Genomic DNA, 23,492 nt, shown 5'->3' on the forward strand with positions numbered 1-23,492 from the left:
CGCCTGCTTGTTGCAGAGAGCGCAATGGGCTTTGCGTAGGGTGCACTCGACCGGCAGGATGACGTCCATGGTCTCCTCCGACGCCTCCGTGCTGGATCTCGCCCCCGTCATCCCCGTGGTCGTCGTGGACGACCCCGCCGACGCCGTGCCGCTCGCCCGTGCCCTGGTCGCCGGGGGGCTGCCCGCGATCGAGGTGACCCTGCGGACGCCGGGGGCGCTGGACGCGATCCGGGCGATCGCCGCGGAGGTGCCGGACGCGGTGGTCGGGGCCGGGACCCTCATCAACCCCGGCCAGGTCACGGACGCGGTCGCGGCCGGGGCGCGCTTTCTGGTGAGCCCGGGGTGGACGGACGCCCTGGTCGAGTCGATGCGGGGCTCCGGGGTGCCGTTCCTGCCGGGGGTGTCGACCACGTCCGAGGTGGTGGCGCTGCTGGAGCGCGGGGTGAGTGAGCTGAAGTTCTTCCCCGCGCAGGCGGCGGGCGGGACGGCGTATCTGAAGTCGCTGTACGGGCCGCTGCCGCAGGCCCGGTTCTGCCCGACCGGTGGGATCGGGGCGGACAGCGCGCCCGGTTATCTGGCGCTGCCCAATGTGGCCTGCGTGGGCGGGAGCTGGATGCTGCCCAAGGACGCGGTGGCGGGCGGGGACTGGGGGCGGATCACGGGGCTGGCTCGGGAAGCGGCCGGGCTGCGCGGGGCGCGGTCGCGGTCGCGGTAGCTGTGTCTCGGGCCCTGTCGCGGTAGCGGTAGGGGGCCCAGTCGCGGTAGCGGTGGCGGTGTCGCGGTCAGCGCAGGTGTGAGGTGTCGTTGAAGAGCCGTAGGCCCGAGTTGCCGTCGGAGTAGTGGGCGACGACCGAGAGGGACGCGGCCGACAGTTCCATCCGGAACATCGACTCCGGTGGGGCGCCGAGTGCGAGCCGGACCAGGGTCTTGATCGGGGTCACGTGCGTGACCAGCAGGACCGTGCGGCCCGCGTACGCCGCGAGCAGTTTCTCGCGGGCGGCGGTGACGCGGGTCGCGGTGGCCGCGAAGCTCTCGCCGCCGCCGGTGGGGGTGGCCTCCGGGTCGGCCAGCCAGACGGTGAGGTCGTCGGGGTGGCGCTGCTGGACCTCGGCGAAGGTGAGTCCCTCCCAGGCGCCGAAGTCCGTCTCGCGCAGGCCCTCCTCGATGGTGACGTCCAGGTGGAGGCGGGTGGCCACGGCGGCGGCGGTCTCGCGGGTGCGGGTGAGGGGGGAGGCGATGATCGCGTCGATCTCGCCGATCGCGTCGATCGCTCCGCGGGTGGTCGCGAGGGTGGTGGCGGCTCGGGCCGCCTGGTCGTGGCCGGTGGGGGAGAGGGAGGGGTCGGTGCCGCCGCTGCCGGAGAAGCGTTTCTGGGGGGTGAGGGGGGTTTCGCCGTGGCGGAGGAGGACGAAGGTGGTGGGTTTGCCCAGGTCGGGGGCGCGCCAACCCCCTCCGGGGGGTTGCGTGGTGGTGGCGGCGGTGGTGGTGACGGTGGCGGTCGGTGGGGGCTGGTCGCGCAGTTCCCCGCGCCCCTGCTCGGCGACGTCGGGGGTGGGCGGCGTGTTCGGTGCACGCCGCCGCTGAATCGCTGCCCCTTCGGTCGAGTCCCCCACGGTCGCGCCCCGCCTCCCCTACAGGCCCGACTCGGCGGTGCGTACCAGGATGCGGCGGCAGTTCTCGCAGCGGACCACCGTGTCGGGGGCCGCGGAGCGGATCGCGTTGATGTCGGTGATCGCCAGTTCCTGGCGGCAGCCCTGGCAGGTGCGCTGGTAGAGCTTGGCCGCGCCGATGCCGCCCTGCTGGCCGCGCAGCTTGTCGTAGAGCTTGAGGAGGTCCGCGGGGATCGTCGCGGCGATGACCTCGCGCTCCTTCGAGGCCGTGGCCGCCTCGCCGTCCAGGGTCTCGAACGCGGCGTCGCGGCGGGCCGTGGCGTCGTCGATGCGGCCCTGCACCGCGCCGGTCCGCTCGGTCAGTTCGGTGACCCGCTCCTGCGCGGACTCCCGGCGCTCCATGACCTCCAGCACCACATCCTCCAGATCGCCCTGGCGCTTGGCGAGGGAGGTGATCTCGCGCTGGAGGTTCTCCAGGTCCTTGGGGGAGGTGACCGCGCCGGAGTCCAGGCGCTGCTGGTCGCGCGCGGCGCGCTGCCGGACCTGGTCGACGTCCTGCTCCGCCTTGGTCTGCTCGCGGGCGCAGTCGCTCTCCTCGGTCTGCGCGGCGACCAGCAGATCGCGCAGCTGGGTGTGGTCCTTGGTCAGCGACTCGATCTCGGCGTGCTCGGGAAGGGACTTCCGCTTGTGGGCGAGCTGCTGGAGACGGACGTCGAGGTCCTGGACGTCGAGGAGTCGGATCTGGTCGGCGAGCGCGGCGTTCAGTTGGGGGCTCCTGAAGAAGAAGGGGCGGAGGGGACGTGGGTGACCCAGGGGTCGGTGACCGTGCGCGAGACATGGACGCGCAGATCCCAGCCGTGCCGGTCGGAGATCTCGTCGAGCTGGGCGGCGGCCAGCTCGCACCAGGGCCACTCGGTGGCCCAGTGCGCCGCGTCGAACAGGGCGAGCGGTGTCTCGGCGCGCGCCTCGGACGCCGGGTGGTGGCGCAGATCGGCGGTGAGGAAGGCGTCCACCCCGGCGGCGCGCACCCGGCCGAAGAGGCTGTCGCCGGAGCCGCCGCTGACCGCGACCGTGCGGAGCACGGCGCCGGGGTCGCCGGCCACCCGGATGCCCTGCGCGGTGGCGGGCAGCCGCTCGGCGGCACGGGCGGCGAACTCGGCGACGGTGAGCGGATGGTCCAGCGCGCAGATCCGGCCGAGGCCGCGGCGACCGCCCGGGTCGGAGGGGTCCGGCACCAGCGGGCCCACGACCCTGAGGTCCAGCGCGCCGGCGAGGGCGTCGGAGACCCCGGGGTCGGCGCTGTCGGCGTTGGTGTGGGCGACGTGCAGGGCGATGTCGTGCTTGATCAGGGTGTGCACGGCCCGGCCCTTGAAGTGGCTCGCGGCGACCGTCGTCGTCCCCCGCAGATAGAGCGGGTGGTGGGTGACCAGCAGATCGGCGTCCAGCTTCACCGCCTCGTCGACGATCTCCTGGACCGGGTCGACGGCGAACAGGACCCGGGAGACCTCCTGGCCGGGGTCGCCCACGACCGTGCCCACCGCGTCCCAGGACTCGGCACGCTCGGCGGGCCACAGGTTCTCCAGCGCGGCGATGACTTCTGACAGACGGGGCACGCGCCAAGGCTACCTGGCGCTTCCCGCACCCGGACCCGGTCCCGCAGGGCCCGATCCGTACCGAGCACACGGGTCGCCGTCTCCCCGGACGAACCGCCGCACGGCCACCCTTATGTGTGAAGCGGTGGCCCTGCGGTCCCCCGGCCGTGCGTACGAAACTAGCTTCGTCGCCGGAAGTGACCGGAGGTGACCGAACGATGACGGCCTGTTCGATCGAGCCCGCCGCGGCGGACCAGAACGACCCCGCGCCCCGGCCGGGCTGTGTGCTCACGGCGGACGGCGCCTACGCGGCCCGGCTCACCGTCCCGCGCGGGGACGGCGGCAGCGGCGACTCCTGGTTCCCGGAGCGCTGGACCCTGGACGGGCCCGAGCCGTACGCCGTGCCGCTGCCCGGCAACCAGCCCGAGGAGCCCGGTACCGAGGTGCAGCCGATGGGCGACGGCCGGGTGCTGATCTGCCGTCCCGCCGACGGCCGGCACTTCTTCTCGCTGCTCTATCCGACCGGGCCCGGCACCGGTGAACTCCCGCTGGGCGCGGTGCAGTGCCCGCCCGGCGCCCGGCTGCGGCTGCTGCCCCCGGCCCCGGGCGGCGCCCACGCCTACGCCCTCGCCGAGGGCCCGGCTTCCAGCACGGTGTGGCTGGTGGCGGGCGGGGCGTTCGGCCCCGAGCATGTCGCCCATGTCCCCGGGCGGTGCACGGGCGGGGTCTGGCTGGACGGCGCCGGACGGATGCTGGCGCTGGACCGTACCGACCCGGAGTCCGGGCGGACCAAGGCGGTCGTGGTGGACCTGGGGCGGGGCGGTGAGGTCTCCCCGCTGCTCCAGATCGCGGCGGACAGCGACGACCGGCTCCTGCTCGCCGACCCGGACAGCGGACTGCTGCTGATCCGCTCCGACGCCCCCTCCCCCGGCACCGGGCGGCTGGGCTGGGGGGTGCTCGGCTCGACCCTGCCGGTGCGGTTCCCGGAGAGCCTGCGGGTGGCGGGGTGCGCGGTGACGCCGTTCGCGATCCAGCCGGGTCAGACGCTGACGCCGGAGAGCTGCGGGGTGGCGCTGCGGATCGAGCGGGCGGGGGGTGAGGGAGGTCCGGGTCCGGGGGGCGAATGGGGTCCCGGGGGGCCGGTTGGCGGGGCCTGGGTGGGGGTGTGGCGTCCGGCGGACCGGCGGCTGCGCCAGCTCCCGGCGCCGGAGGGCTGGCTGACCGGGTCGGGGCTGTGGACGCGGGAGGGCGTACTGCGGCTGCCGTGCGCGACGGAGGCGCTGCCGTGCGGGGTGCGGGGGTGGGAGGCGGAGTGGGGGCCGGTGACGGGGGGCTGTCCGCCCCGGACCGCGCGAGAAGCGGAGGAGGCGGAGGAAGCCGAGAAATCGAAGGAAACGAAGGAGACGAAGGAGACGAACGAAACAGAGAGGGCGGAGGAGACCGAGGGAGCCGTCGCCGCCGTGCTGCGGCCGGTGCCCCTGCAACAGGCACCGCTCGCGAGGACCGTCTCTCAACCCCTCAACGGCCGTAAAGATTCCGCAGTGTGACGTAACCGACCAGTAACCCGTTGCGAAACCTCAAGGTGGTGAAGGGGTGGTAACGAAGTGACTGCGGTTGCGGGGGCGCCTGGATCCGGGATATGGGGCGGCGGTTAAACTCGCCGGGCTGTTTGAACGATCATATTTGACGGGGTGAATTCTTCCGATGAGCGACGCCAGCATGTCCGAGCCGCTGTCCGCCGACGCCGCCGAGGAGGCCGCCGGGCACGGTCGGCACCGGGGTCAGGTCGCCTCCCAGGACGCCGAGTCGGCCCCCAGTGGCCGCCACCGCAAGCCGGAGCACCGGCCGAAGGGTACGGCTGCCTGAGGGTCTGACCGCAGGTCATATCCAACTGCCCGAACTCCCTGACGGCATCAGATCTCGACGCAGGTGCGCAGCGCTGTGCCGGTGCGCACCTGGTCGGGTGCCTCGCTGACGCAGACGAGCGGCACGCGGTGGGTGATCGGTCCGGGCAGATCGACCCGGCCCGCCCGCCGCAGGGCGTGGCGGGCCGTCGGCGTCGGACGCCTCGGTGCGCAGCACCAGGGCGGCGGCCGTCCGGGGGTGCGTTCCGTTCGCTCCTCACAGGGGGCACGGCGGGAACCGGAACGGGGGGCTGCGTGCTCACGCCGGGGAGCCGGAACCGTCCCTCACCCGCCCGGCGGTCCTACGCTTGGCCCGTGAACGAGATGCCCCGTGAGTACCGGCCCGCGAAGTCCGTCCGGGTGCTCCTCGCCGAGGACCGGACCATGCCGCGCGGCGCTCTCGCCCTGCTCCTCGGGATGGAGCGGGACATGCAGGTGGTCGCCCAGGTGACGGCGGGGGACGCGGTCGTGGACGCGGCGCTGCTGCACCGGCCCGATGTGGCGCTGCTCGACATCGAGTTGCCCGGCGTCAGCGGCCTGGACGCGGCGGCGGAGCTGCGGACACAGGTGCCGGACTGCCGGGTGCTGATCCTGACGACGTTCGGGCGGCCCGGGTATCTGCGCCGGGCGATGGCTGCCGGAGCCGCCGGTTTCCTGGTGAAGGACGGTCCGGTGGAGGAGTTGGCCCAGGCGATCCGCCGGGTGCTGACCGGCGAGACGGTGATCGATCCCGCGTTCGCGGCGGCGGAGCTCGACGCCGGGCCCGATCCACTGACCGAGCGGGAGCGCGAGGTCCTCGGGGCGATGGCGGACGGGGCTACGGTCGCGGATGTGGCGGCCCGGCTGCGGCTGCCGGAGTCGGCCGTCCGCGACGATCTCGCGTCGGCGATGGGCAAGACGGCGACCCGCAGCGGCGCGGAGGCCCTCCGGGCGGCGCGTCGGCAGGGGTGGGTGTAGGGGCGGTTGTCGACGCCCGCGCTTCTTTCTTGCGCTACCTCCGTGCGCTTCCTCCGTGGACTTCCTCCGCGCGCTCGGGCCGCTCGGGCCGGTCACCCCCGGTCAGCCCAGCCGACCCGATCAGCCCAACCGACCCGATCGACCCGGCCGACCCAACCGACCCGGTCAACACCGTCAGCCCAGCCGACCCGATCAGCCCAACCGACCCGATCAACCCGGCCGAACCAACCGACCCGGTCAACACCGTCACCCCCATCAAACCCATCACCCCCACCACCCCCATCACACCCGTCACCCCCGTCGCCCCCACAAACGCCCCCCACCCCCCGAAGACCCCGGTAGCCACACCGCCATCATCGCCGCCCCCACCACCAGCACCCCCGCGCTCACCCGGAACACCAGCGCGTACCCCTCCGTCAGGGCCACCGGTTCCGGGGCCGTGGAGGCGGCGGTGTGGGTCGCGGCGAGGGTGGACATCACGGCGAGGCCGAGCGAGCCGCCCATCGTGCGGGAGGTGTTGACCAGGCCGGAGACCAGCCCGGCCTCCTCCGGCGCGGTGCCGGACGTGGCCAGCGCGGCGAGCGGCGTGGTGGCCAGGCCCGCGCCGAACATCATCAGCAGGCCGGGCAGCAGGATCGCGGTGACATAGCCGCCGTCCGCCGTCATGGCCGACTGCCAGCCGAATCCGGCCGCCGCGATCAGCACACCACCCACCGCCACCCACCGGGCGCCCAGCGTCCGCATCACGCTCGGCGCGGCCTTGGAGCCGATGACCACGGCGAGGGAGGTGGGCGCCTGGGCCAGTCCGGCCTCCAGCGGGGTGTAGCCCAGCACGTTCTGGGCGTACAGGGTCATGAAGAACCACATGCAGAACGTGGCGGAACCGGCGATCAGCATCGCCGCGTTCGCCGACGAAACCGACCGCACCCGGAACAGCGCCAGCGGCATCAGCGGCGCCCGGGTCCGCGCCTCGACCGCCACGAACGCGCCGATCAGCAGCGCCCCGGCGAGCAGCGGGACCACCGACGCCGGAGCCGTCCAGCCGTGCGACTCGGTCTGCACGATCCCGAAGGCGAGGGTGGCGAGCCCGGCGGTGACCAGGACCGCGCCCGGCAGATCGAGCCGGCGTCCGCCTCCGGCCCGGCTCTCCGGGAGGCGGCGCAGCGCGAGGGCGAGGAGCACCGCGCCGACGGGGACGTTGATCAGCAGCACCCAGCGCCAGGACAGCCCGTCGACCAGGACGCCGCCGACCAGACCGCCCGCCGCGCCGCCGCCCGCGCCGACCGCCGTCCAGGTGGCCACCGCCCGCGCACGGGCGGCGCCCTCGGGCACGGTGGCGGTGAGGATGGTCAGAGTTGAGGGCGCGAGAACGGCGGCCCCGAGACCCTGCGCCGCGCGTGCGACCAGCAACTGCCAGCCGTCCTGCGCCAGTCCGCCGGCCAGCGAGGCCAGGGTGAACACGGCGAGGCCGACCAGGAACATCCGCTTGCGCCCGTACAGGTCGGCGGCCCGGCCGCCCAGCAGCATGAATCCGGCGAAGGCGATGGCGTAGGCGTTGACCACCCACTGGAGTCCCGGGCCGCTCAGTCCCAGGTCGGCGCGCATCGAGGGGAGGGCCACATTGACCACGGACACATCGAGGACGACCAGGAACTGCCCCGCGCAGACCAGCAGCACCACCAGCCAGGTCGGGGGCGGGGCGGCGCTCCGACGGGCGCCGGATATCGCGGGGAGGTCGGAAGAGGCTTCGGAGGCGGATTCAGAGGCGGAGTCGGTGGGGGCATCGGGCATGGGTGTCATGCTCTCAACCGCCCCACGCTCCTGGCATCGGGTATGCGTACGACCCTCGTTCCGTCGTGCGACCTACGTCCGCCCCTTCCCCGGACGCACCAAGAGACGTTAAAGAATGCTTAGTGCGCCGAAGCAACGGAATAGTTGCCCTGGGGTACCGGGTTCGGGATACATGTAAATAGCCGCGCACGCGCACGGATCACGATCACCGCACGGACGCCGTACCGATCGCCGCACACATCGGCCTGGAGGCCCCCGCAATGTTGCTCACGACGAAGGACCGGTCCCCCCGGAGCACCGGGGGGACCGTCGTCCCCGTGCTCGCCTTCGCGGGCATCGTTGTCGCGGTGATGCAGACCCTGCTCGTGCCGGTCATCAAGGATCTGCCCCGGTTGCTGGACACCTCGCCCGGCAACGCGACCTGGGTCCTGACCTCGACCCTGCTGTCCGGTGCCGTCTCGACCCCGATCATGGGACGGCTCGGCGATCTGTACGGCAAGCGCAAGCTGCTCGTCGTCAGTCTGGCCGTGATGGTCGTCGGCGCGCTGGTCAGCGCGTTCAGCAGCGCCCTGCTGCCGATGATCGCCGGGCGCACCCTCCAGGGGTTCGCCATGGGCGCGATACCGCTGGGCATCGGGCTGATGCGGGACATGCTGCCGCGTGAGCGGCTCGGCTCGGCGATGGCCCTGATGAGTTCCTCGATCGGCGTCGGCGGCGGACTGGCGCTGCCCGCAGCCGCCCTGGTCGCCCAGCACAGCGACTGGCACGCCCTCTTCTACGGCGCCGCCGCGCTCGGTGTCATCGCCATCGCCCTCACCCTGGTCTTCGTACCGGAGTCGAAGGTGCGCGCCACCGGCACCTTCGATCTGCCCGGCGCGCTCGGGCTGTCCGCCGGTCTGGTGCTGTTCCTGCTGCCGATCACCAAGGGCAGCGACTGGGGCTGGACCTCCGGCCTCACCCTCGGCCTGTTCGCGGGCGCGGTCCTGACGCTGCTGCTGTGGGGTGTGATGGAGCTGCGGCTCGCCGCCCCGCTGGTGGATCTGCGGACCACCGCCCGCCCGGCGGTGCTGTTCACCAACCTCGCCTCGATCATGATCGGCGTCTCCTTCTTCGTCGTCTCCCTGGTGCTGCCGCAGCTCCTCCAGCTCCCCACCAGCACCGGCTACGGCCTCGGCCAGTCCATGGTCATGGCCGGACTGCTGGTCGCCCCGCTCGGGCTGACGATGATGCTGACCGCGCCGATCTACGCCCGGCTCTCGGCGAAGCACGGCCCCCGCACCACCCTCATCATCGGTCTGCTGATCATCGGCACCGGCTACGGCGCCGGGCTGGGCCTGATGACCGCCGCCTGGCAGTCGCTCGTCATCTCGGTGCTGCTCGGGGCGGGCATCGGCCTCGCCTACTCCTCGCTGCCCGCGCTGATCATCGGCGCCGTCCCGGCCGAGGAGACCGGCGCCGCCAACGGTCTGAACACCCTGATGCGCTCCATCGGCACCTCGGTGTCGAGCGCCGTCATCGGCATGGTGCTGGCCAACACCTCGAATGTGGTCGGCGGGGTCGCCGTCCCCTCCATGCACGGCTTCCGGCTGTCCTTCCTGATCGCCACCGGCGCGGTCGCCGCCGGGCTGGTCCTGGCCCTGTTCCTGCCGCGCCCGAGCCGGGGCTCGCAACTGCGCGCCAGCAGCGAGGAGGAGGCCAACCTCGCGCACGCCGAGGAGATGCTGCGCGGCTTCCGGGGCCGGGTGCTGGACGCCGGCGGGGTGCCGGTGCCCCGGGCGCGGGTCACCCTGATCGACCGCCAGGGCCGCCGCGCGGGCGCCACCCTCTCCGCCGAGGACGGCTCCTACGCCCTCACGGTCCCCTCCGGCGGCGCCTATGTCCTGGCCGCCCAGGCCCACGGCCACGCCCCGCTGGCCTCCTCGGCCACCCACCCCGGCGCCCGCCGCGCCATCGCCCTGGACCTCTCCCTCCCGGACGGCGAGCCGGTGACCGCGTAGGGGTACGGGGCCGGTACGGGGTGCGCGGGGGGCGTGGTGCACGATGGGCCGGGCCCCCACCCGTGCCTGCCCCGACGAGAGGACCCTCCCCCATGACCAGCCCGGCGCCGACGCCGAAGCCGACGCCCGAGATCCTGGCCGCGTTCGAGGCGGCGAAGGGGTTCATGCCGCTGGACGAGGGCCTCGCCCTGTACGCGGCGGCGCTGACGGCGGGCCGGCTCGGGCTGCCGCTGCTGGAGATCGGCACCTACTGCGGGCGCTCCACCCTGCTGCTCGCCGACGCGGCCCGCGCGTGCGGGGTCACCGCGCTGACCGTCGACCACCACCGGGGCAGCGAGGAGCAGCAGCCGGGCTGGGACTACCACGACCCGGGGACGGTCGATCCGGAGCTGGGTGTGATGGACACCCTGCCGGAGTTCCGCCGCACCCTGCACCGGGCCGGTCTTGAGGACCGGGTGATCGCCCTGGTCGGCCGCTCCCCCGCGATCGCCCGGCTCTGGAGCGCCCCCCTCGGCCTGGTCTTCGTCGACGGCGGCCACACCGACGCGCACGCGAACGCCGACTACGAGGGCTGGGCGCCCCGGATCGCGGACGGCGGTCTCCTCGTCCTGCACGATGTGTTCCCGGACCCGGTGGACGAGTTCACCGGCCAGGCGCCCTACCGCGTCCTGTTGCGCGCGCTGGCGTCGGGCGCCTTCACGGAGGTGTCGGCGACGGGCTCGCTGCGGGTGCTGCGCCGGACCGGACGGGGCGTCTGAAGGGCCGGCGCACGCCGACCGCTCCGGCGTCCAAGGCCCGGCCCACGCCGACCGGTCCCGCCTCCGAAGGCCCGTACCCCCGGGTCACGGACATGACCCGTTCGCCCGTGTGGTGAATCCCGGTCGCCGGGTTGACGGCGGTTAGGGTGTCACGCGTGTCGTACACAGGCCCGGATCTCGAACCGTCCCCCACCGGCCGTCCGCGCAGAAGCGTGCTGACCGTCGCCCTCGCCGCACTCGTGCCGGGGGCGCTGATCGGATGGCTGGTGTACGAGACGGCGGGCGGGAGCGGCGGCTCCGCCGAAGGGGCCGCCGGGAGCAGCGCGAGCCGCCCGGCCGCAGCGCCCCCGGCGTCCTCCGAGCCCCCGGCCGCCGACGACAAGAAGCCCGCCCCCTCTCCTTCCGGGTCCGTCGCCGAGGCGCTGAAGGGCAAGGTCGTCGTCATCGACCCGGGGCACAACCCGGGGAACTTCCAGCACACCGCCGAGATCAACCGCAAGGTGGACATCGGTTCGGCGATGAAGGAGTGCGACACCACCGGCACCTCCACCAACGACGGTTATCTGGAGGCGCGGTTCACCCTGGACGTGGCGCACCGGCTGCGCGATCTGCTCACCGTGCAGGGGGTGACGGTGAAGCTGACGCACGACGCCGAGCGCCCGTTCGGCCCGTGCATCGACGAGCGGGCCCGGATCGGCAACGAGGCGAAGGCGGACGCCGTCGTCTCGATCCACGCCGACGGGGTCGGCACCGGCAACCGCGGCTTCCACATGATCCTGCCCGGCAGTGTCACCGCGGGCGCCGCCGACACCCGCCCGATCCTCGCCCCCTCCCGCGACCTGGGCGAACGCATCGCGGGCAGCTTCGCCCGGGAGACCGGCAGCGCGCCCTCCAACTACGTGGGCGACGGCACCGGTCTGGTCACCCGTACCGACCTGGGCGGTCTCAATCTCTCAACGGTTGCGAAGGTGTTCATCGAGTGCGGCAACATGCGCGACGGCGCGGACGCCGCACAGCTCACCAGCGGCGACTGGCGGCAGCGGGCCGCGAAAGGGATCTCTGAGGGAATCGTGAGTTTCCTGCGCGGGTCGTGATCTACGCCCCGTTCGGGGCGGACAGCCCGATCTCCGTGGGGGTAGGGTCCCTACGATGAGGGCCACCCCCGCGCTCGCACCGAATCCCTACGGCGGCATGGTGACAGCGACGCCTCCAGCAGTGCCGATGCAGAGACGACTGACGAAGGACCTGAAGTGAATATCCGCTCCCTCACTAGAGGCGACGGCGTGGTGATCGGAGCAGCGGTACTGCTGTTCATCGCGTCGCTCCTCGACGTCACCGGATGCGACGGCCCCGACGCCGTGTGCGACTCGCTGGAGACGAACGCCTGGGGCCTGAGCCTCGGCCTCGGTCTCGGCACCTACATGCTCGGCGTGGCCGGTGCGGTGCTGGTCGTGCTGGCCCGGCTCGCCCCGCAGCCCCGCAAGATCGCCGGTCTCGACCTGGGTCAGGTCGGTGCCGGGCTGGCGGTCGCCGCCGCCTGGTCGCTGCTGTGGTGGACGCTGGACGCGGAGAACGTCGGTGTCGGTCTGATCCTCGGTCTGATCGCCGCGCTGCTGCTGGCGGGCGGTGCCATCGCCGCGCCGCTGGTCCCCGCGCTCAAGGCCGCCCTCGTCCCGGCGCCCCGCCCGGCCGCCCCGCAGCCCTACGGCGGTCAGCCGCAGGGTGGTTACGGCTACCCCGGCGCCCAGCAGCAACCGCCGCCGTTCGGCGGGCAGCAGCCGCAGGGTCCGTTCGGCGGGCAGGCCCCGGCCACGCCCCCGGCCGCCGACTTCTCCCCGTTCTGGTTCGCGGTGCCGGTGGCCCGTCCGCTGTTCGCGGAGGACGGTTCGCCGAGCCCGATCGCCGAACTGGCGCCGGGCACCTGGTACCTGGCCGTCGAGCAGCGCGGCCCGGCCCTGGTCGCGCAGACCCAGGACGGCCGCCGGGGCGTCCTCCAGGACACCAGCGGCATCCAGCGCGGCTGACGCGCCTCACCCAGCAGACCGGCGACGGCCCCCCACCCTTCCGGGCGGGGGGCCGTCGCCGGGTTTGGCTTCCCCGACCGGGGCAACCCGACGTACATGTCCCCTCGATATCGCAATGGAACACGCGGTGCGGGCACGGTGATCGCCGTGGTCGCCGACATCATGGCCGGCATTCTCGGCCTCTGGATCCTGATGTACCTGCTGGACGCCAACCGCGGAAACGAACTGGTCCAGTTCATCCACGACGCCGCGAACTGGCTCGCCGGCTGGTCCCACGACCTCTTCACCTTCGACGCCGCCTGGGCAAGGGTGGTGGCGGGCTACGGCCTGGCAGCGATCGTCTACGCGGTAGTGGGCCACGCAATAGCCAACAGGGTGAGCCGCCACTGAGGACTTTTCAGCAGGCGAAGACTTTCCAACGCCGCGCGACCAACGGCTTTTAGGGGCGCGGGGAACTGCGCGACCAGCCCCCACTCAGCCGCACCCGCCCCTCAACCGCCCACCCCCACCCCCCTAGGCGCCGAAACTAACCACAACAATCCGCATCCAACCCCCACGGCAACCACCGCCCCCCAAACACCGCACAGGTCGCCTCATCTCCCCCCAACGCCGCCACCGCCAACAACAACGCCCCCGCCGTCCACGACGTCAGCTCCCGGGGCCACACCGCGTCGTCCTCGAACACATACCCCGTCCAGTACAGCCCGGACTCCGGCTCCCGCAGATGCCGGATGGACTTCAGCACCTCCAGCGCCCGGTCCGACTCCCCCGTCACCCACAGCGTGAGCGCCAGCTCGGCCGATTCCCCGCCCGTCACCCAGGGGTTCGGCACCACGCACCGCACCCCCAGCCCTGGTACCACGAACCGCTCCCAGCCCTCCGCGATCCGCGCGTCCGCCTCCGCGCCGGTCAGCGCGCCGCCCAGTACCGGGTAGTACCAGTCCATGGAGTAGCGGCCCTTGTCCAGGAACCGTTCCGGATGCCGCCGTATCGCATGGCGGAGCATCCCCGCGGCGAGTTCCCAGTCCGGCTGGGGCTCCTCGCGCTGCTCGGCGATGGCGAGCGCGCAGCGCAGGGCGTGGTGGACGGAGGAGGAGCCGGTGAGCAGCGCGTCCGCCGTCGCCGTGCCGTCGTCCTCGCGGCGCCAGCCGATCTGGCCGCCGGGCTGCTGGAGCCGTAGGACCCATTCGACGGCGGCGTGGACGACCGGCCACATCCGGTCGAGGAACGGGTCGTCGCCGGTGGCGAGATAGTGGTGCCAGACGCCGACGGCCACATAGGCGACGAAGTTGGACTCGCGGCCCCGGTCGGTGACCCGATGGGCGTCGCCGTCGGCGTAGGCGGCGTACCAGGAGCCGTCGTCGTTCTGGTGGGCGGCGAGCCAGTGGTAGGCGCGCTCGGCGGCCTCGTGCTCACCGGCGGCGTCGAGGGCCATGGCGGCCTCGACATGGTCCCAGGGGTCGAGATGGTGGCCGCGGAACCAGGGGATCGCGCCGTCCGCGCGCTGGACGGCGCGCAGTCCGGCGACGGTGGCGGCGGCCTGCCCGGCGGTGAGGACCCCGGGCAGGACGAGGTGCTCGGTGCGGGGTGTGGTCACTGGGTGTCCGCCGGGGGGAGGTGGGGCTTGGTCGCGTAGGCCACGAAGCTCTTGCCGATCAGCGGGTTGAGGGCCTGCTCGGCGACCCGGGTGGCCAGGGGTTTCTTCATGATGTCCCAGACCAGCAGCTTGTGGTAGGCGCGGACCGGGAGCGCCTTGTCGTTGTCGACGCCGAAGGCGCACTTCAGCCACCAGTAGGGGCTGTGCAGGGCGTGGGCGTGATGGCTGCCGTAGGGCTTGAGTCCGGACTCGCGGATGCGGGTGAGGAGTTCATCGGCGCGGTAGATGCGGATGTGGCCGCCCTCGACCTCGTGGTAGGCGTCGGAGAGGGCCCAGCAGACCTTCTCGGGGCCGTAGCGGGGCACGGTGACGGCGATCCGGCCGCCGGGGCGGAGCACCCGGACCATCTCGGCGAGGACGCCCTTGTCGTCGGGGATGTGCTCCATCACCTCGGAGATGATGACGACGTCGAAGGCCCCGTCGGGGAAGGGCAGGGCGAGGGCGTCGCCCTCCAGCGCGGTGGCGGTGGCGCCCTCGGGGGCCTCCCCGGCCTCCCGCATCGCGGCGAACCAGCGGGCGACCTCGCGGATCTCCTCCCCGTTGCGGTCCAGCGCGACGACCCGGGCGCCGCGCCGGTAGCACTCGAAGGCGTGCCGTCCGGCACCGCATCCGAGGTCCAGGACACGGTCGCCGGGGGCGATCGGGAACCGGGAGAAGTCGACGGTCAGCACGTGGCCCTGCTTTCGCGATCGGGGGTGGGGGCGGGGTGAGTCGCCGGGTGCCGGGCGATGGCCTCGCGGTAGTGGGCGACCGTGCCCTCGGCGGCGCGGGCCCAGGTGAAGCGGCGCAGCACCCGCTCGCGTCCGGCGGTGCCGAGCCGGGCGCGCAGTTCCGGGTCGCCGAGGAGGCGGCCGAGGCCGGCGGCGAGGGCGCCGGGGTCGCCGGGGGGTACGGCGAGGCAGGTCTCGCCGTCGGGTCCGGCGACCTCGGGGATGGCACCGCCGGTGGTGGCGAGCAGCGGCGTCCCGGTGGCCATGGCCTCGGCGGCGGGCAGCGAGAACCCCTCGTAGAGGGAGGGCACGCAGGCGACGGTGGCCGAGCGGATCAGGTCGACGAGCGCGGGGTCGGAGATGCCCTTGACGAACTCGACGGCCCCTTCGAGCCCGTAGCGGGTGAGGGCTCGGGCGACCGGGCCCTCGGTGGGGCGGGTGCCGACGACGACGAGATGGGCGGCGGGGTGTTCGGTGCGGACCTTGGCGAGCGCCTCGACCAGGAAGACGAGACCCTTGAGGGGGACGTCGGCGCTGGCGGTGGTGACGATCCGGCCGGGGACGCGGGCGATGGAGGGGTCGGGGGAGAAGAGCCGGGTGTCGGCGCCGATGGGCACCACATGGATCCGGTCGGGGCGGACACCGAGGTGGTCGGCGATCTCGGTGCGGGAGGTGCCGGAGACGGTGAGGACGGCGGGCAGCCGACGGGCGACGCGCTTCTGCATCCGGGTGAAGGCGTACCAGCGGCGGACGGAGTAGCGGCGCTGCCAGGTGGCGGCGGCGTCCAGTTCGAGCCGCCGGTCGACGGTGATGGGGTGGTGGACGGTGGTGACCAGGGGGGCGCCGAGGTCGCCGAGGAGTCCGTAGCCGAGCGTCTGGTTGTCGTGGACGACGTCGAACTCACCTCGCCGGGACCGGAGTTGGCGGCGGGCGCGGAGGGAGAAGGTGAGGGGTTCGGGGAAGCCGCCGGTCCACATGGTGGCGACTTCGAGGGCGTCGATCCAGTCCCGGTACTCACCGCGACCCGGGGTGCGGAAGGGGTCGGGCTGGCGGTAGAGGTCGAGGCTCGGGAGTTCGGTGAGGCGCAGTCGCTCGCCCTCGGGGTCGAGCACCGGGTAGGGCTGGGCGCCGATCACCTCGACCCGGTGGCCGAGGCGGGCGAGTTCGCGGCTGAGGTGGCGGACGTAGACGCCCTGGCCGCCGCAGAACGGGTTTCCCTTATAGGTGAGGAGTGCGATGCGCAGCGGTGGTGAGCCGTCAGCGGCAGGACCGTCATGAGCCCTTTCCCGACTGGCCTCAGCGGTCACTCCGGGCCCCCTTCTGCCTGCACGACGGTGAGACTACGACACGGGACGCTAATCTAGAACAAGTTTCAGACTTGATCGTCCGAGAGGCTCCGAATCTACCGGCTGGTAGTGCCGGGGCGAGAAGTGGATCAGGTGATTCACGCCACGGCGGGCTGGATCGACCCGGCTCCTGCCATGCTGTCTGATCGCCCCCACTCCTCACAGTTCCTCATGGACTGTCACGGAACCCACGGAACGGTGCCCATGCCTGCGGAAGCCAAGGTGACCAAGGTGGAAGCCAGTTGCGCGCGAGCCGACTCGCCGCCGCTGACCGAGCGGCAGGAGGCGCGGCGCCGCCGCATCCTGCACGCGAGCGCGCAGTTGGCCGGCCGGGGTGGGTTCGACGCGGTGCAGATGCGGGAGGTCGCGGAGTCCTCGCAGGTGGCGCTGGGCACGCTGTACCGGTACTTCCCGTCCAAGGTGCATCTGCTGGTGGCGACGATGCAGGCCCAGTTGGAGCATATGCACGGCACGCTGCGCAAGAAGCCGCCGGCCGGTGAGACGGCGGCGGAGCGGGTGGCGGAGACCCTGATGCGGGCCTTCCGCGGGCTCCAGCGCGAGCCGCATCTCGCCGACGCGATGGTCCGCGCCCTCACCTTCGCCGACCGCAGCGTCTCCCCCGAGGTCGACCAGGTGTCCCGGCAGACGACGGCGATCATCCTGGACGCGATGGGCCTGGACCGCCCCACGCCCGAACAGCTCGCCGCGGTCCGCGTCATCGAGCACACCTGGCACTCCGCCCTGATCACCTGGCTCTCGGGCCGCGCGTCGATCGCCCAGGTGAAGATCGACATCGAGACGGTGTGCCGGTTGATCGACCTGCCGTCGCCGGAGGACGCACCGCGGACGCGGTGACCGACGGGGGCCCCGCCCCAGCCCACCGCCCCGCCCCCGCCGACCGGATCCGCTCCCTGCTCGACCATCACGAGGCCCGGCTGCGCGAACTCCTCGCCCTGCCCGCCGAACCCGGCGCCCCGCACCCCCTGGCAGCTCGCCACCCCGATGACCTGGAACCGCCACTGGAACCACCCCCGGGTGCGCACCCCGCACACCTCCCGCACCATCGCCGTCGCCGAGGCCGAGGCCCAGCTGCGCCGGCTGGTGGACAGGGCCGGGCGGAGCCGACGGCGGCGGGCGGCGAGCCGGTGACATATGTCGCGGTGTGAGGCGGGATGGGCCGTTCGGGGCGCCCGGTAGAGTGAGCAGGTCGTCATCACATCCGTACGCGAGGAAGCCGGTGCGAATCCGGCGCCGACCCGCAACCGTATGAGCCCCGCCCCGCCGGGCTCTCAGCCGGACCACCGCCAGCGGACCAGTGACCGGCTCATGCGCACCGGCGTCCGCCGGGCGCGGCACCGTCGAGGCATACGGAGCCGAGCCGCCCGGGGTGCCCGGTGCTGCCCGCCTCCGCACAGGAAAGGGCTCCCGCCGATCATGTTGTTCCGCCGCAGTGCCGCGGTCGTCGCCGCCGCCTTCGGGATCGGCGCCGTCGCCGCTCCGCTCGCCCAGGCCGCCGACCCGTCCCCATCCTCACCCTCCTCCGTGACGATCCCGGAGGGCCTGTACGGCACGGCCGACCCGACGTACGACGGTGTGTGGCGCCAGTCGCTGGCGCTGCTGGCCCAGTCGTCGGTGGGCGTCACCCCGGCGGCGCGGGCCGGGGACTGGCTGGCCGGCCAGCAGTGCGCCGACGGCGGCTTCGCCGCCTTCCGCCCCGACCCGGCGGCGGCCTGCGACAGCAAGACACCCCTGGACTCCAACAGCACCGCCGCCGCCGTCCAGGCCCTCGCCGAACTCGGCGACCACGAGGCCGCCACCGGCAAGGCCGTCACCTGGCTGAAGTCCGTGCAGAACGCGGACGGCGGCTGGGGCTACACCCCCGGCGGCCCCAGCGACACCAACTCCACCGGCCTGGTCGTCGGCGCCCTCACCGCCGCCGGGGAGAGACCCGCCGAGGTCCGCAAGGACGGCAAGTCCCCCTATGACGCCCTGCTCGCCCTGAGCGTCCCCTGCGACGACCCGGAGGGCGGCGGCGCCTTCGCCTACCAGCCCGAGCAGAACGGCGACCTGCTCGCCAACGCCGACGCCACCGCGGCCGGCGTCCTGGGCGCCCTCGGCACAGGCCTCAACGCGGAGGCCCCCGACACGACCGCCACCCCCGCGACGGCCGGGTGCGCCGACGCCACCACCCCCGCGCAGGCCGCCGCCAACGCCACCGCCTGGCTGACCACCACGCTCGCCGGGAACGACGACCACCTCATCTCCGCCCTCCCCGGCGCCGAGGACCAGCCGGACTACGGCAACACCGCCGACGCCGTGGTGGCGCTGGCCGCGCTGGGCGAGGGCGAGCAGGCCCGCGCCTCCATGACCTGGCTGGAGCGCAACGCGCGCGCCTGGGCCGACGCGTCCGGCCCCGCCGCCCACGCCCAGCTCGTGCTGGCCGCGCACGCGATCGGCGACGGCCCCGAGGAGTTCGGCGGCACCGGCCTCATCGACCGTCTCAACGCCAGCGGCCCGACCCCGGCGGCGACCGACGACCTGGTCGAGAAGCGCCTGGTCGAGAAGGAGACCACGGCCTCCGCCGAGGACGACGACTCCCCCTTCGGCGTCTGGTGGTACGTCGGCGTCTTCGGCGTCGTGGGCGTCGGCATCGGCTTCCTGGTCAGTGGCCGCAACCGCGGCGACCGGCCGTGATCCGCCGGTTCCCCCCGCTCCTGCTGGCCGCGCTGCTGCTCGCCCTCACCGGCGCGGCGGGCCAGGCCCAGGCCGCCGGCTACCGCTACTGGTCGTTCTGGGACCGGGACGGCGACCGCTGGAGCTACGCCGACCGCGGCCCGTCCCTGTCCCGCCCCGCCGACGGCGCCGTCCAGGGCTTCCGCTTCGCGGTGAGCGAGGACTCCCAGGACGCGACGGCCCCGCGCGGCCCGGCCGACTTCGCCACGATCTGCGCCGGGACCCCCGAGAAGCCGGACCAGAAGCGGGTGGCCCTGGTCCTGGACTTCGGTACGGAGGCGGACGCCCCGTCCGGCGAGACCCCGCCCGCCGCCCGCACCGCCTGCGCGAGCGTCGCCCCCGACGCGACGACCGCCGAGTCCCTGGCCGCCGTCGCCAAACCCCTGCGCTACGACTCCAACGCCCTGCTGTGCGCGATCTCGGGCTATCCGGAACGGGGTTGCGGGGAGCAGGTCTCCACCGGATCGACAAAGAAGAAACCATCGAAGGACGAGGGCCCGTCCCTGGGCATCTGGGCAGGCGCGGCGGCGGTCACCGTCCTGGCCGGAGGAGCTGTCTGGCAGACCTGGCGCCGACGAAGTGGCTGAGCTGCAACGTCCGGTGACCGAGGGCGCTGGGGGTACCCCCTCTGGGGGAGGAACTGCGCGAGAAACCACGACGGGGCCGCACCCGCCCCCCACCGCAACCCACCCCCACCTCAGCACCCACCCCGGAGCCTGGTGGCTCTGGGCCGCAGCCCTAGGCGTAGCCGCAACCCGCACCACCAACCCCCTCCTCCTCACCCTCCTCATCGCCGTCTCCGCCTACGTCGTCGCCGCCCGCCGCCCCGACGCCCCCTGGGCCCGTTCCTACGACGCCTTCCTCAAGCTCGCCCTCGCCGTCATCGCCATCCGCCTCCTCTTCGCCGTGCTCCTCGGCTCCCCCCTCCCCGGCACCCACACCCTCCTCACCCTCCCCGAGGTCCCGCTCCCCGACTGGGCGCAGGGCATCCGCCTCGGCGGCGAGGTGACCCTCGAATCCCTGCTGGCCGCGTTCTACGACGGGCTGCGCCTGGCGACGATGCTGATCTGCGTCGGCGCCGCGAACGCCCTGGCGAACCCGTCCCGCCTCCTGAAGTCCCTGCCGGGCGCGTTGTACGAGATGGGGGTCGCGGTGGTCGTCGCCCTCACCTTCGCCCCGCACCTGATCGCCGATGTCCGCCGTCTGCGGGCGGCCCGGCGGCTGCGGGGCCGTCCGGATCGGGGCGTCCGGGGTCTGCTCCAGGTCGGGCTGCCGGTGCTGGAGGGGGCGTTGGAGCGCTCGGTGGCGCTGGCCGCCGCGATGGACGCGCGCGGCTACGGCCGTACCGCCGAGGTCGCGCCCGCCGTGCGCCGGACCACCGCCGCGCTCACCCTCACCGGATTGCTCGGGGTCTGCGCGGGAACGTACGGGCTGCTCACCGCGGCGGGCGGCACCTACGGGCTGCCGGTGCTGCTGCTGGGGCTGGCCGCCGCGCTGGGCGGGCTGTGGCTGGGCGGGAAGCGCTCGCCCCGGACCCGTTACCGCCCCGATCGCTGGGACGGACGGGCCTGGCTGGTGTCCGGCTCGGGCGTGGCGGTCGCCGCCGCGATGACGGCCGCCGACACGGGCGCCCTGCATCCCGGGATCATCCCGCCGACCGTGCCCGAACTGCCGCTGTGGCCTGCGGCGGCCATCCTGCTGGGTCTGCTCCCGGCGTTCGTCACCCCATCGCCCCGGCCCGTCTCCACCCCGAGGGAACCGTCATGATCCGCTTCGACGAGGTCGCGGTCACGTACTCCGGCGCGGCCCGGCCGACCGTCCAGGGCATCGACTTCGAGGTGCCGGAGGGCGAACTCGTGCTGCTCGCGGGCCCGTCCGGGGTCGGCAAGTCGACCGTGCTGGGCGCGGTGAGCGGCCTGGTGCCGCACTTCACCGGCGGCACCCTGCGCGGCCGGGTCACGGTGGCCGGCCGGGACACCCGTACCCACAAGCCGCGCGAGCTGGCGGACGTGGTGGGCACGGTGGGTCAGGACCCGCTGTCCCACTTCGTCACCGACACCGTCGAGGACGAACTCGCGTACGGCATGGAGTCCCTCGGCATCGCGCCGGACGTGATGCGTCGCCGCGTCGAGGAGACCCTCGACCTGCTGGGCCTCGCCGACCTGCGCCACCGCCCCATCGCCACCCTCTCCGGCGGCCAGCGCCAGCGCGTCGCCATCGGCTCGGTGCTCACCCCGCACCCCCGGGTGCTGGTCCTGGACGAGCCGACGTCCGCGCTGGACCCGGCGGCGGCCGAGGAGGTCCTCGCCGTCCTCCAGCGCCTGGTCCACGACCTCGGTACGACGGTGCTGCTGGCCGAGCACCGGCTGGAGCGGGTGGTGCAGTACGCCGACCAGGTCGTCCTGCTCCCGGCGCCGGGCGCCGCGCCCGTGCTGGGCACCCCGGCGGAGGTGATGGCGGTGTCGCCGGTGTACCCGCCGGTGGTGGAGCTGGGCAGGCTGGCGGGCTGGTCCCCGCTGCCCCTGACGGTCCGCGACGCCCGGCGCCGGGCGGGGACGGCCGGGGGGTTGCGGGAGCGGCTGGCCGGGGCGGACCCCAGCCCCGCGAGAACAGCACCCGGCGCTCCCGCCCCCGCCCTCGCGGAGATCCGCTCCCTCTCCGTCCGCCGCGACCGGATCCCCGCCCTGCGCTCGGTGGAGCTGACCGTGGCGCCCGGCGAGACGATCGCCCTGATGGGCCGCAACGGCGCCGGGAAGTCGACCCTGCTGTCGGCGCTGGTCGGCCTGGTGAGCCCGGCGTCGGGATCGGTCCGGGTCGGGGACCTCGTCCCGGCCAGGGCCGCCCCGCGCGAGCTGGTCCGCCGGGTCGGGCTGGTCCCGCAGGAACCCCGGGATCTGCTCTACGCCGACACGGTCGCCGGGGAGTGCGCGGCGGCCGACCGGGACGCCGGGGCGGCGCCGGGCACCTGCCGGGCGCTGGTGTCGGAGCTGCTGCCGGAGATCGCCGACGATCTCCACCCGCGCGACCTCTCCGAGGGCCAGCGCCTCGCCCTCGCGCTGGCCGTCGTCCTGACCGCCCGCCCGCCGCTGATCCTGCTCGACGAGCCGACCCGTGGCCTGGACTACGCGGCGAAGGCGCGGCTGGTGGCGCGGTTGCGGGCGCTGGCGGCGGACGGGCACGCCATCATCCTGGCCACGCATGATGTGGAGCTGGCGGCGGAGCTGGCGCACCGGGTGGTGCTGCTGGCGGAGGGCGAGGTGATCGCGGACGGCCCGACCGCCGAGGTGGTGGTGTCGTCGCCGTCGTTCGCGCCGCAGGTGACGAAGGTGCTGGCGCCGGAGCGCTGGCTGACCGTGACGCAGGTCCGCGAGGCCCTCGCGTGAGCCCCCCGCCCTCCGTCCCACAGGCCCGTGCCGTACGGCTGGGCCCGCGTTCGATCCTGGCCCTGCTGCTGGTGAGCGCGGTGGGGGTGGGGGCGCTGGGCTGGCCGTTCCTGGCGCCGCCGGAGTCGAGTGTGGCCGCGCACAGTCAGGACGCGCCGTGGCTGTTCGCGGGGCTGCTGGTGCTGCTGGTGGCGGTGGTGGGGGCGACGATCTCGGAGTCGGGGCTCGGCCCGAAGGCGGTGGCGATGGTCGGGGTGCTGGCGGCGACCGGCGCGGCGCTGCGGCCGATCGGTGCCGGGACGGCCGGGATCGAGCCGATGTTCTTTCTGATGGTGCTGAGCGGCCGGGTGCTGGGCCCGGGGTTCGGCTTTGTGCTGGGCTCGCTGACCATGTTCGCGTCGGCGCTGCTGACCGGCGGGGTGGGGCCGTGGCTGCCGTTCCAGATGCTGTCGATGGGCTGGTTCGCGATGGGCGCGGGCCTGCTGCCGGGCCCGGACCGCCTGCGGGGCGGGGGCGAGCTGCTCCTCCTCTCCTGCTACGGCTTCCTGGGCGCGTTCGCCTACGGCACGGCGATGAATCTGGCGGGCTGGCCGTTCATGGGCGAGAACAGCACCTCCATCGCGTTCGACGCGGACGCGCCGGTGGCGGCGAATCTGGCCCGGTTCGTGGCGTACTGCCTGGCGACGTCGCTGGGCTGGGATCTGGGCCGGGCGGTGGTGACGGTGGTGCTGACGTGGCTGGTCGGCCCGGCGGTGCTGAAGGCGCTGCGGCGGGCGACCCGCAGGGCCGCGTTCGAGACGCCGGTCACCTTCGACGCCCCCGGACGGTGAGCCGGTGTGCGCCGCCGGTGACACGGACCGGTCCCCGGCGGTGAAGCACCCCACGTGACCGGGCTCACCTACGATCCGCCCTCGTAGCGCCAGAACCTGGCATGCACGCGCCTTTCCTGCCTCTGACCTGGGGTTTGAGAGCCACGTCACACACCACACGAAGACCGGCAATGCGACCACAACTAGTAAAAGGGGTCATT

The 23,492-nt window shown here is 73.6% G+C and carries 21 protein-coding genes, 3 pseudogenes and 1 riboswitch; of the genes and pseudogenes, 16 read left to right on the forward strand and 8 right to left on the reverse strand.

Annotated features, from left to right (window positions below; all coding sequences use genetic code 11):
- Nucleotides 1-58: 58 nt before the first annotated feature.
- Complete coding sequence (gene eda, locus ABZX40_RS24585) at nucleotides 59-715, forward strand: bifunctional 4-hydroxy-2-oxoglutarate aldolase/2-dehydro-3-deoxy-phosphogluconate aldolase (protein WP_355732080.1); 657 nt, start codon at nucleotides 59-61, stop codon at nucleotides 713-715.
- A gap of 67 nt (nucleotides 716-782) precedes the next feature.
- Here the strand turns inward: eda and ABZX40_RS24590 are convergent.
- The 3 genes and pseudogenes from ABZX40_RS24590 to ABZX40_RS24600 all read right to left on the reverse strand — a co-directional run.
- A pseudogene (locus tag ABZX40_RS24590) lies at nucleotides 783-1,433 on the reverse strand (histidine phosphatase family protein); the annotation flags it as partial.
- Nucleotides 1,434-1,631: 198 nt separating this feature from the next.
- A complete protein-coding gene (locus tag ABZX40_RS24595) occupies nucleotides 1,632-2,375 on the reverse strand; it encodes a C4-type zinc ribbon domain-containing protein (RefSeq protein ID WP_355732142.1) in 744 nt (247 codons plus the stop codon).
- On the reverse strand, nucleotides 2,372-3,223 hold the full coding sequence (locus ABZX40_RS24600) for a Nif3-like dinuclear metal center hexameric protein (protein ID WP_355732079.1): 852 nt from the start codon (nucleotides 3,221-3,223) through the stop codon (nucleotides 2,372-2,374). Before ABZX40_RS24600 ends, ABZX40_RS24595 begins: the two co-directional genes overlap by 4 nt.
- A 197-nt stretch (nucleotides 3,224-3,420) precedes the next feature.
- Between ABZX40_RS24600 and ABZX40_RS24605 the strand changes: the two genes are divergently transcribed.
- Both ABZX40_RS24605 and ABZX40_RS24610 read left to right on the forward strand, forming a co-directional pair.
- Nucleotides 3,421-4,749, forward strand: coding sequence for a hypothetical protein (locus tag ABZX40_RS24605; protein WP_355732077.1), 1,329 nt, complete (start codon nucleotides 3,421-3,423; stop codon nucleotides 4,747-4,749).
- A gap of 157 nt (nucleotides 4,750-4,906) precedes the next feature.
- Nucleotides 4,907-5,068: a hypothetical protein gene (locus ABZX40_RS24610; protein WP_355732075.1), complete on the forward strand. Its 162-nt coding sequence runs from the start codon at nucleotides 4,907-4,909 to the stop codon at nucleotides 5,066-5,068.
- A gap of 47 nt (nucleotides 5,069-5,115) precedes the next feature.
- Here ABZX40_RS24610 and ABZX40_RS24615 read toward each other — a convergent pair.
- Nucleotides 5,116-5,244: pseudogene (locus ABZX40_RS24615) on the reverse strand (Zn-dependent alcohol dehydrogenase); the annotation flags it as partial.
- A 186-nt stretch (nucleotides 5,245-5,430) separates the two neighbouring features.
- On the opposite strand from ABZX40_RS24615, the gene ABZX40_RS24620 reads away from it, so the two are divergent.
- The gene (locus tag ABZX40_RS24620) at nucleotides 5,431-6,063 is read left to right on the forward strand and encodes a response regulator transcription factor (protein ID WP_355732140.1); all 633 of its coding nucleotides are present in this window, start codon (nucleotides 5,431-5,433) and stop codon (nucleotides 6,061-6,063) included.
- 291 nt (nucleotides 6,064-6,354) lie between these two features.
- Here ABZX40_RS24620 and ABZX40_RS24625 read toward each other — a convergent pair whose 3' ends face one another.
- Nucleotides 6,355-7,863 carry a DHA2 family efflux MFS transporter permease subunit gene (locus ABZX40_RS24625; RefSeq protein WP_355732073.1) on the reverse strand — a complete coding sequence of 503 codons (1,509 nt, stop codon included), beginning with the start codon at nucleotides 7,861-7,863 and terminating at the stop codon, nucleotides 6,355-6,357.
- Between the two features lie 251 nt (nucleotides 7,864-8,114).
- On the opposite strand from ABZX40_RS24625, the gene ABZX40_RS24630 reads away from it, so the two are divergent.
- From ABZX40_RS24630 to ABZX40_RS24650, 5 genes are all read left to right on the forward strand, one after another.
- On the forward strand, nucleotides 8,115-9,851 hold the full coding sequence (locus ABZX40_RS24630) for an MFS transporter (protein WP_355732072.1): 1,737 nt from the start codon (nucleotides 8,115-8,117) through the stop codon (nucleotides 9,849-9,851).
- Between the two features lie 92 nt (nucleotides 9,852-9,943).
- Nucleotides 9,944-10,609, forward strand: coding sequence for a class I SAM-dependent methyltransferase (locus tag ABZX40_RS24635; RefSeq protein WP_355732070.1), 666 nt, complete (start codon nucleotides 9,944-9,946; stop codon nucleotides 10,607-10,609).
- Nucleotides 10,610-10,764: 155 nt separating this feature from the next.
- Complete coding sequence (locus ABZX40_RS24640; protein WP_355732068.1) at nucleotides 10,765-11,703, forward strand: N-acetylmuramoyl-L-alanine amidase; 939 nt, start codon at nucleotides 10,765-10,767, stop codon at nucleotides 11,701-11,703.
- A 156-nt stretch (nucleotides 11,704-11,859) separates the two neighbouring features.
- Entirely contained in the window at nucleotides 11,860-12,633 is a 774-nt protein-coding gene (locus ABZX40_RS24645; protein ID WP_355732067.1) for a hypothetical protein, read from the forward strand.
- A gap of 96 nt (nucleotides 12,634-12,729) precedes the next feature.
- Complete coding sequence (locus tag ABZX40_RS24650) at nucleotides 12,730-13,023, forward strand: hypothetical protein (protein WP_355732065.1); 294 nt, start codon at nucleotides 12,730-12,732, stop codon at nucleotides 13,021-13,023.
- Nucleotides 13,024-13,159: 136 nt separating this feature from the next.
- Here the strand turns inward: ABZX40_RS24650 and ABZX40_RS24655 are convergent, their stop codons facing one another.
- Genes ABZX40_RS24655 through ABZX40_RS24665 form a run of 3 tightly spaced genes read right to left on the reverse strand, consistent with a single transcriptional unit; the run spans nucleotide 13,160 to nucleotide 16,307 of the window.
- Entirely contained in the window at nucleotides 13,160-14,230 is a 1,071-nt protein-coding gene (locus ABZX40_RS24655) for a prenyltransferase (protein ID WP_355732063.1), read from the reverse strand.
- Nucleotides 14,227-14,961 carry a methyltransferase domain-containing protein gene (locus ABZX40_RS24660; RefSeq protein WP_355732062.1) on the reverse strand — a complete coding sequence of 245 codons (735 nt, stop codon included), beginning with the start codon at nucleotides 14,959-14,961 and terminating at the stop codon, nucleotides 14,227-14,229. Before ABZX40_RS24660 ends, ABZX40_RS24655 begins: the two co-directional genes overlap by 4 nt.
- Nucleotides 14,955-16,307, reverse strand: a complete 1,353-nt coding sequence (locus ABZX40_RS24665) for a glycosyltransferase family 4 protein (RefSeq protein ID WP_355732060.1) — start codon at nucleotides 16,305-16,307, stop codon at nucleotides 14,955-14,957. Before ABZX40_RS24665 ends, ABZX40_RS24660 begins: the two co-directional genes overlap by 7 nt.
- Nucleotides 16,308-16,550: 243 nt before the next feature.
- On the opposite strand from ABZX40_RS24665, the gene ABZX40_RS24670 reads away from it, so the two are divergent.
- From ABZX40_RS24670 to ABZX40_RS24700, 7 genes and pseudogenes are all read left to right on the forward strand, one after another.
- Nucleotides 16,551-17,201, forward strand: a complete 651-nt coding sequence (locus tag ABZX40_RS24670) for a TetR family transcriptional regulator (protein WP_355732058.1) — start codon at nucleotides 16,551-16,553, stop codon at nucleotides 17,199-17,201.
- A 17-nt stretch (nucleotides 17,202-17,218) separates the two neighbouring features.
- Nucleotides 17,219-17,512: pseudogene (locus ABZX40_RS24675) on the forward strand (MBL fold metallo-hydrolase); the annotation flags it as partial.
- A 21-nt stretch (nucleotides 17,513-17,533) separates the two neighbouring features.
- Nucleotides 17,534-17,670: riboswitch (cobalamin riboswitch) on the forward strand.
- Between the two features lie 110 nt (nucleotides 17,671-17,780).
- Nucleotides 17,781-19,040 carry a prenyltransferase/squalene oxidase repeat-containing protein gene (locus ABZX40_RS24680; RefSeq protein ID WP_355732056.1) on the forward strand — a complete coding sequence of 420 codons (1,260 nt, stop codon included), beginning with the start codon at nucleotides 17,781-17,783 and terminating at the stop codon, nucleotides 19,038-19,040.
- Entirely contained in the window at nucleotides 19,037-19,666 is a 630-nt protein-coding gene (locus tag ABZX40_RS24685; RefSeq protein WP_355732054.1) for an SCO2322 family protein, read from the forward strand. The genes ABZX40_RS24680 and ABZX40_RS24685 overlap by 4 nt, the downstream gene beginning before the upstream one ends.
- On the forward strand, nucleotides 19,659-20,846 hold the full coding sequence (locus tag ABZX40_RS24690) for a CbiQ family ECF transporter T component (RefSeq protein ID WP_355732052.1): 1,188 nt from the start codon (nucleotides 19,659-19,661) through the stop codon (nucleotides 20,844-20,846). Before ABZX40_RS24685 ends, ABZX40_RS24690 begins: the two co-directional genes overlap by 8 nt.
- Nucleotides 20,843-22,462, forward strand: a complete 1,620-nt coding sequence (locus tag ABZX40_RS24695) for an ATP-binding cassette domain-containing protein (RefSeq protein ID WP_355732050.1) — start codon at nucleotides 20,843-20,845, stop codon at nucleotides 22,460-22,462. The genes ABZX40_RS24690 and ABZX40_RS24695 overlap by 4 nt, the downstream gene beginning before the upstream one ends.
- A complete protein-coding gene (locus tag ABZX40_RS24700) occupies nucleotides 22,459-23,292 on the forward strand; it encodes an ECF transporter S component (protein WP_355732048.1) in 834 nt (277 codons plus the stop codon). The genes ABZX40_RS24695 and ABZX40_RS24700 overlap by 4 nt, the downstream gene beginning before the upstream one ends.
- Nucleotides 23,293-23,492 lie beyond the last annotated feature (200 nt).

Origin of the sequence: Streptomyces sp. NPDC004610 (genome assembly GCF_040609715.1) — a bacterium.
Taxonomy (GTDB): Bacteria; Actinomycetota; Actinomycetes; order Streptomycetales; family Streptomycetaceae; genus Streptomyces.

Bases quoted from the DNA above. Each gene is read 5' to 3' on its own strand.
- ABZX40_RS24630 (WP_355732072.1), top strand. From the start codon at position 8,115: ATGTTGCTCACGACGAAGGACCGGTCCCCCCGGAGCACCGGGGGGACC.
- ABZX40_RS24605 (WP_355732077.1), top strand. From the start codon at position 3,421: ATGACGGCCTGTTCGATCGAGCCCGCCGCGGCGGACCAGAACGACCCC.
- ABZX40_RS24680 (WP_355732056.1), top strand. From the start codon at position 17,781: ATGTTGTTCCGCCGCAGTGCCGCGGTCGTCGCCGCCGCCTTCGGGATC.
- ABZX40_RS24650 (WP_355732065.1), top strand. From the start codon at position 12,730: ATGTCCCCTCGATATCGCAATGGAACACGCGGTGCGGGCACGGTGATC.
- ABZX40_RS24620 (WP_355732140.1), top strand. From the start codon at position 5,431: ATGCCCCGTGAGTACCGGCCCGCGAAGTCCGTCCGGGTGCTCCTCGCC.
- eda (WP_355732080.1), top strand. From the start codon at position 59: ATGACGTCCATGGTCTCCTCCGACGCCTCCGTGCTGGATCTCGCCCCC.
- ABZX40_RS24670 (WP_355732058.1), top strand. From the start codon at position 16,551: ATGCCTGCGGAAGCCAAGGTGACCAAGGTGGAAGCCAGTTGCGCGCGA.
- ABZX40_RS24695 (WP_355732050.1), top strand. From the start codon at position 20,843: ATGATCCGCTTCGACGAGGTCGCGGTCACGTACTCCGGCGCGGCCCGG.
- ABZX40_RS24635 (WP_355732070.1), top strand. From the start codon at position 9,944: ATGACCAGCCCGGCGCCGACGCCGAAGCCGACGCCCGAGATCCTGGCC.
- ABZX40_RS24610 (WP_355732075.1), top strand. From the start codon at position 4,907: ATGAGCGACGCCAGCATGTCCGAGCCGCTGTCCGCCGACGCCGCCGAG.
- ABZX40_RS24625 (WP_355732073.1), bottom strand. From the start codon at position 7,863: ATGACACCCATGCCCGATGCCCCCACCGACTCCGCCTCTGAATCCGCC.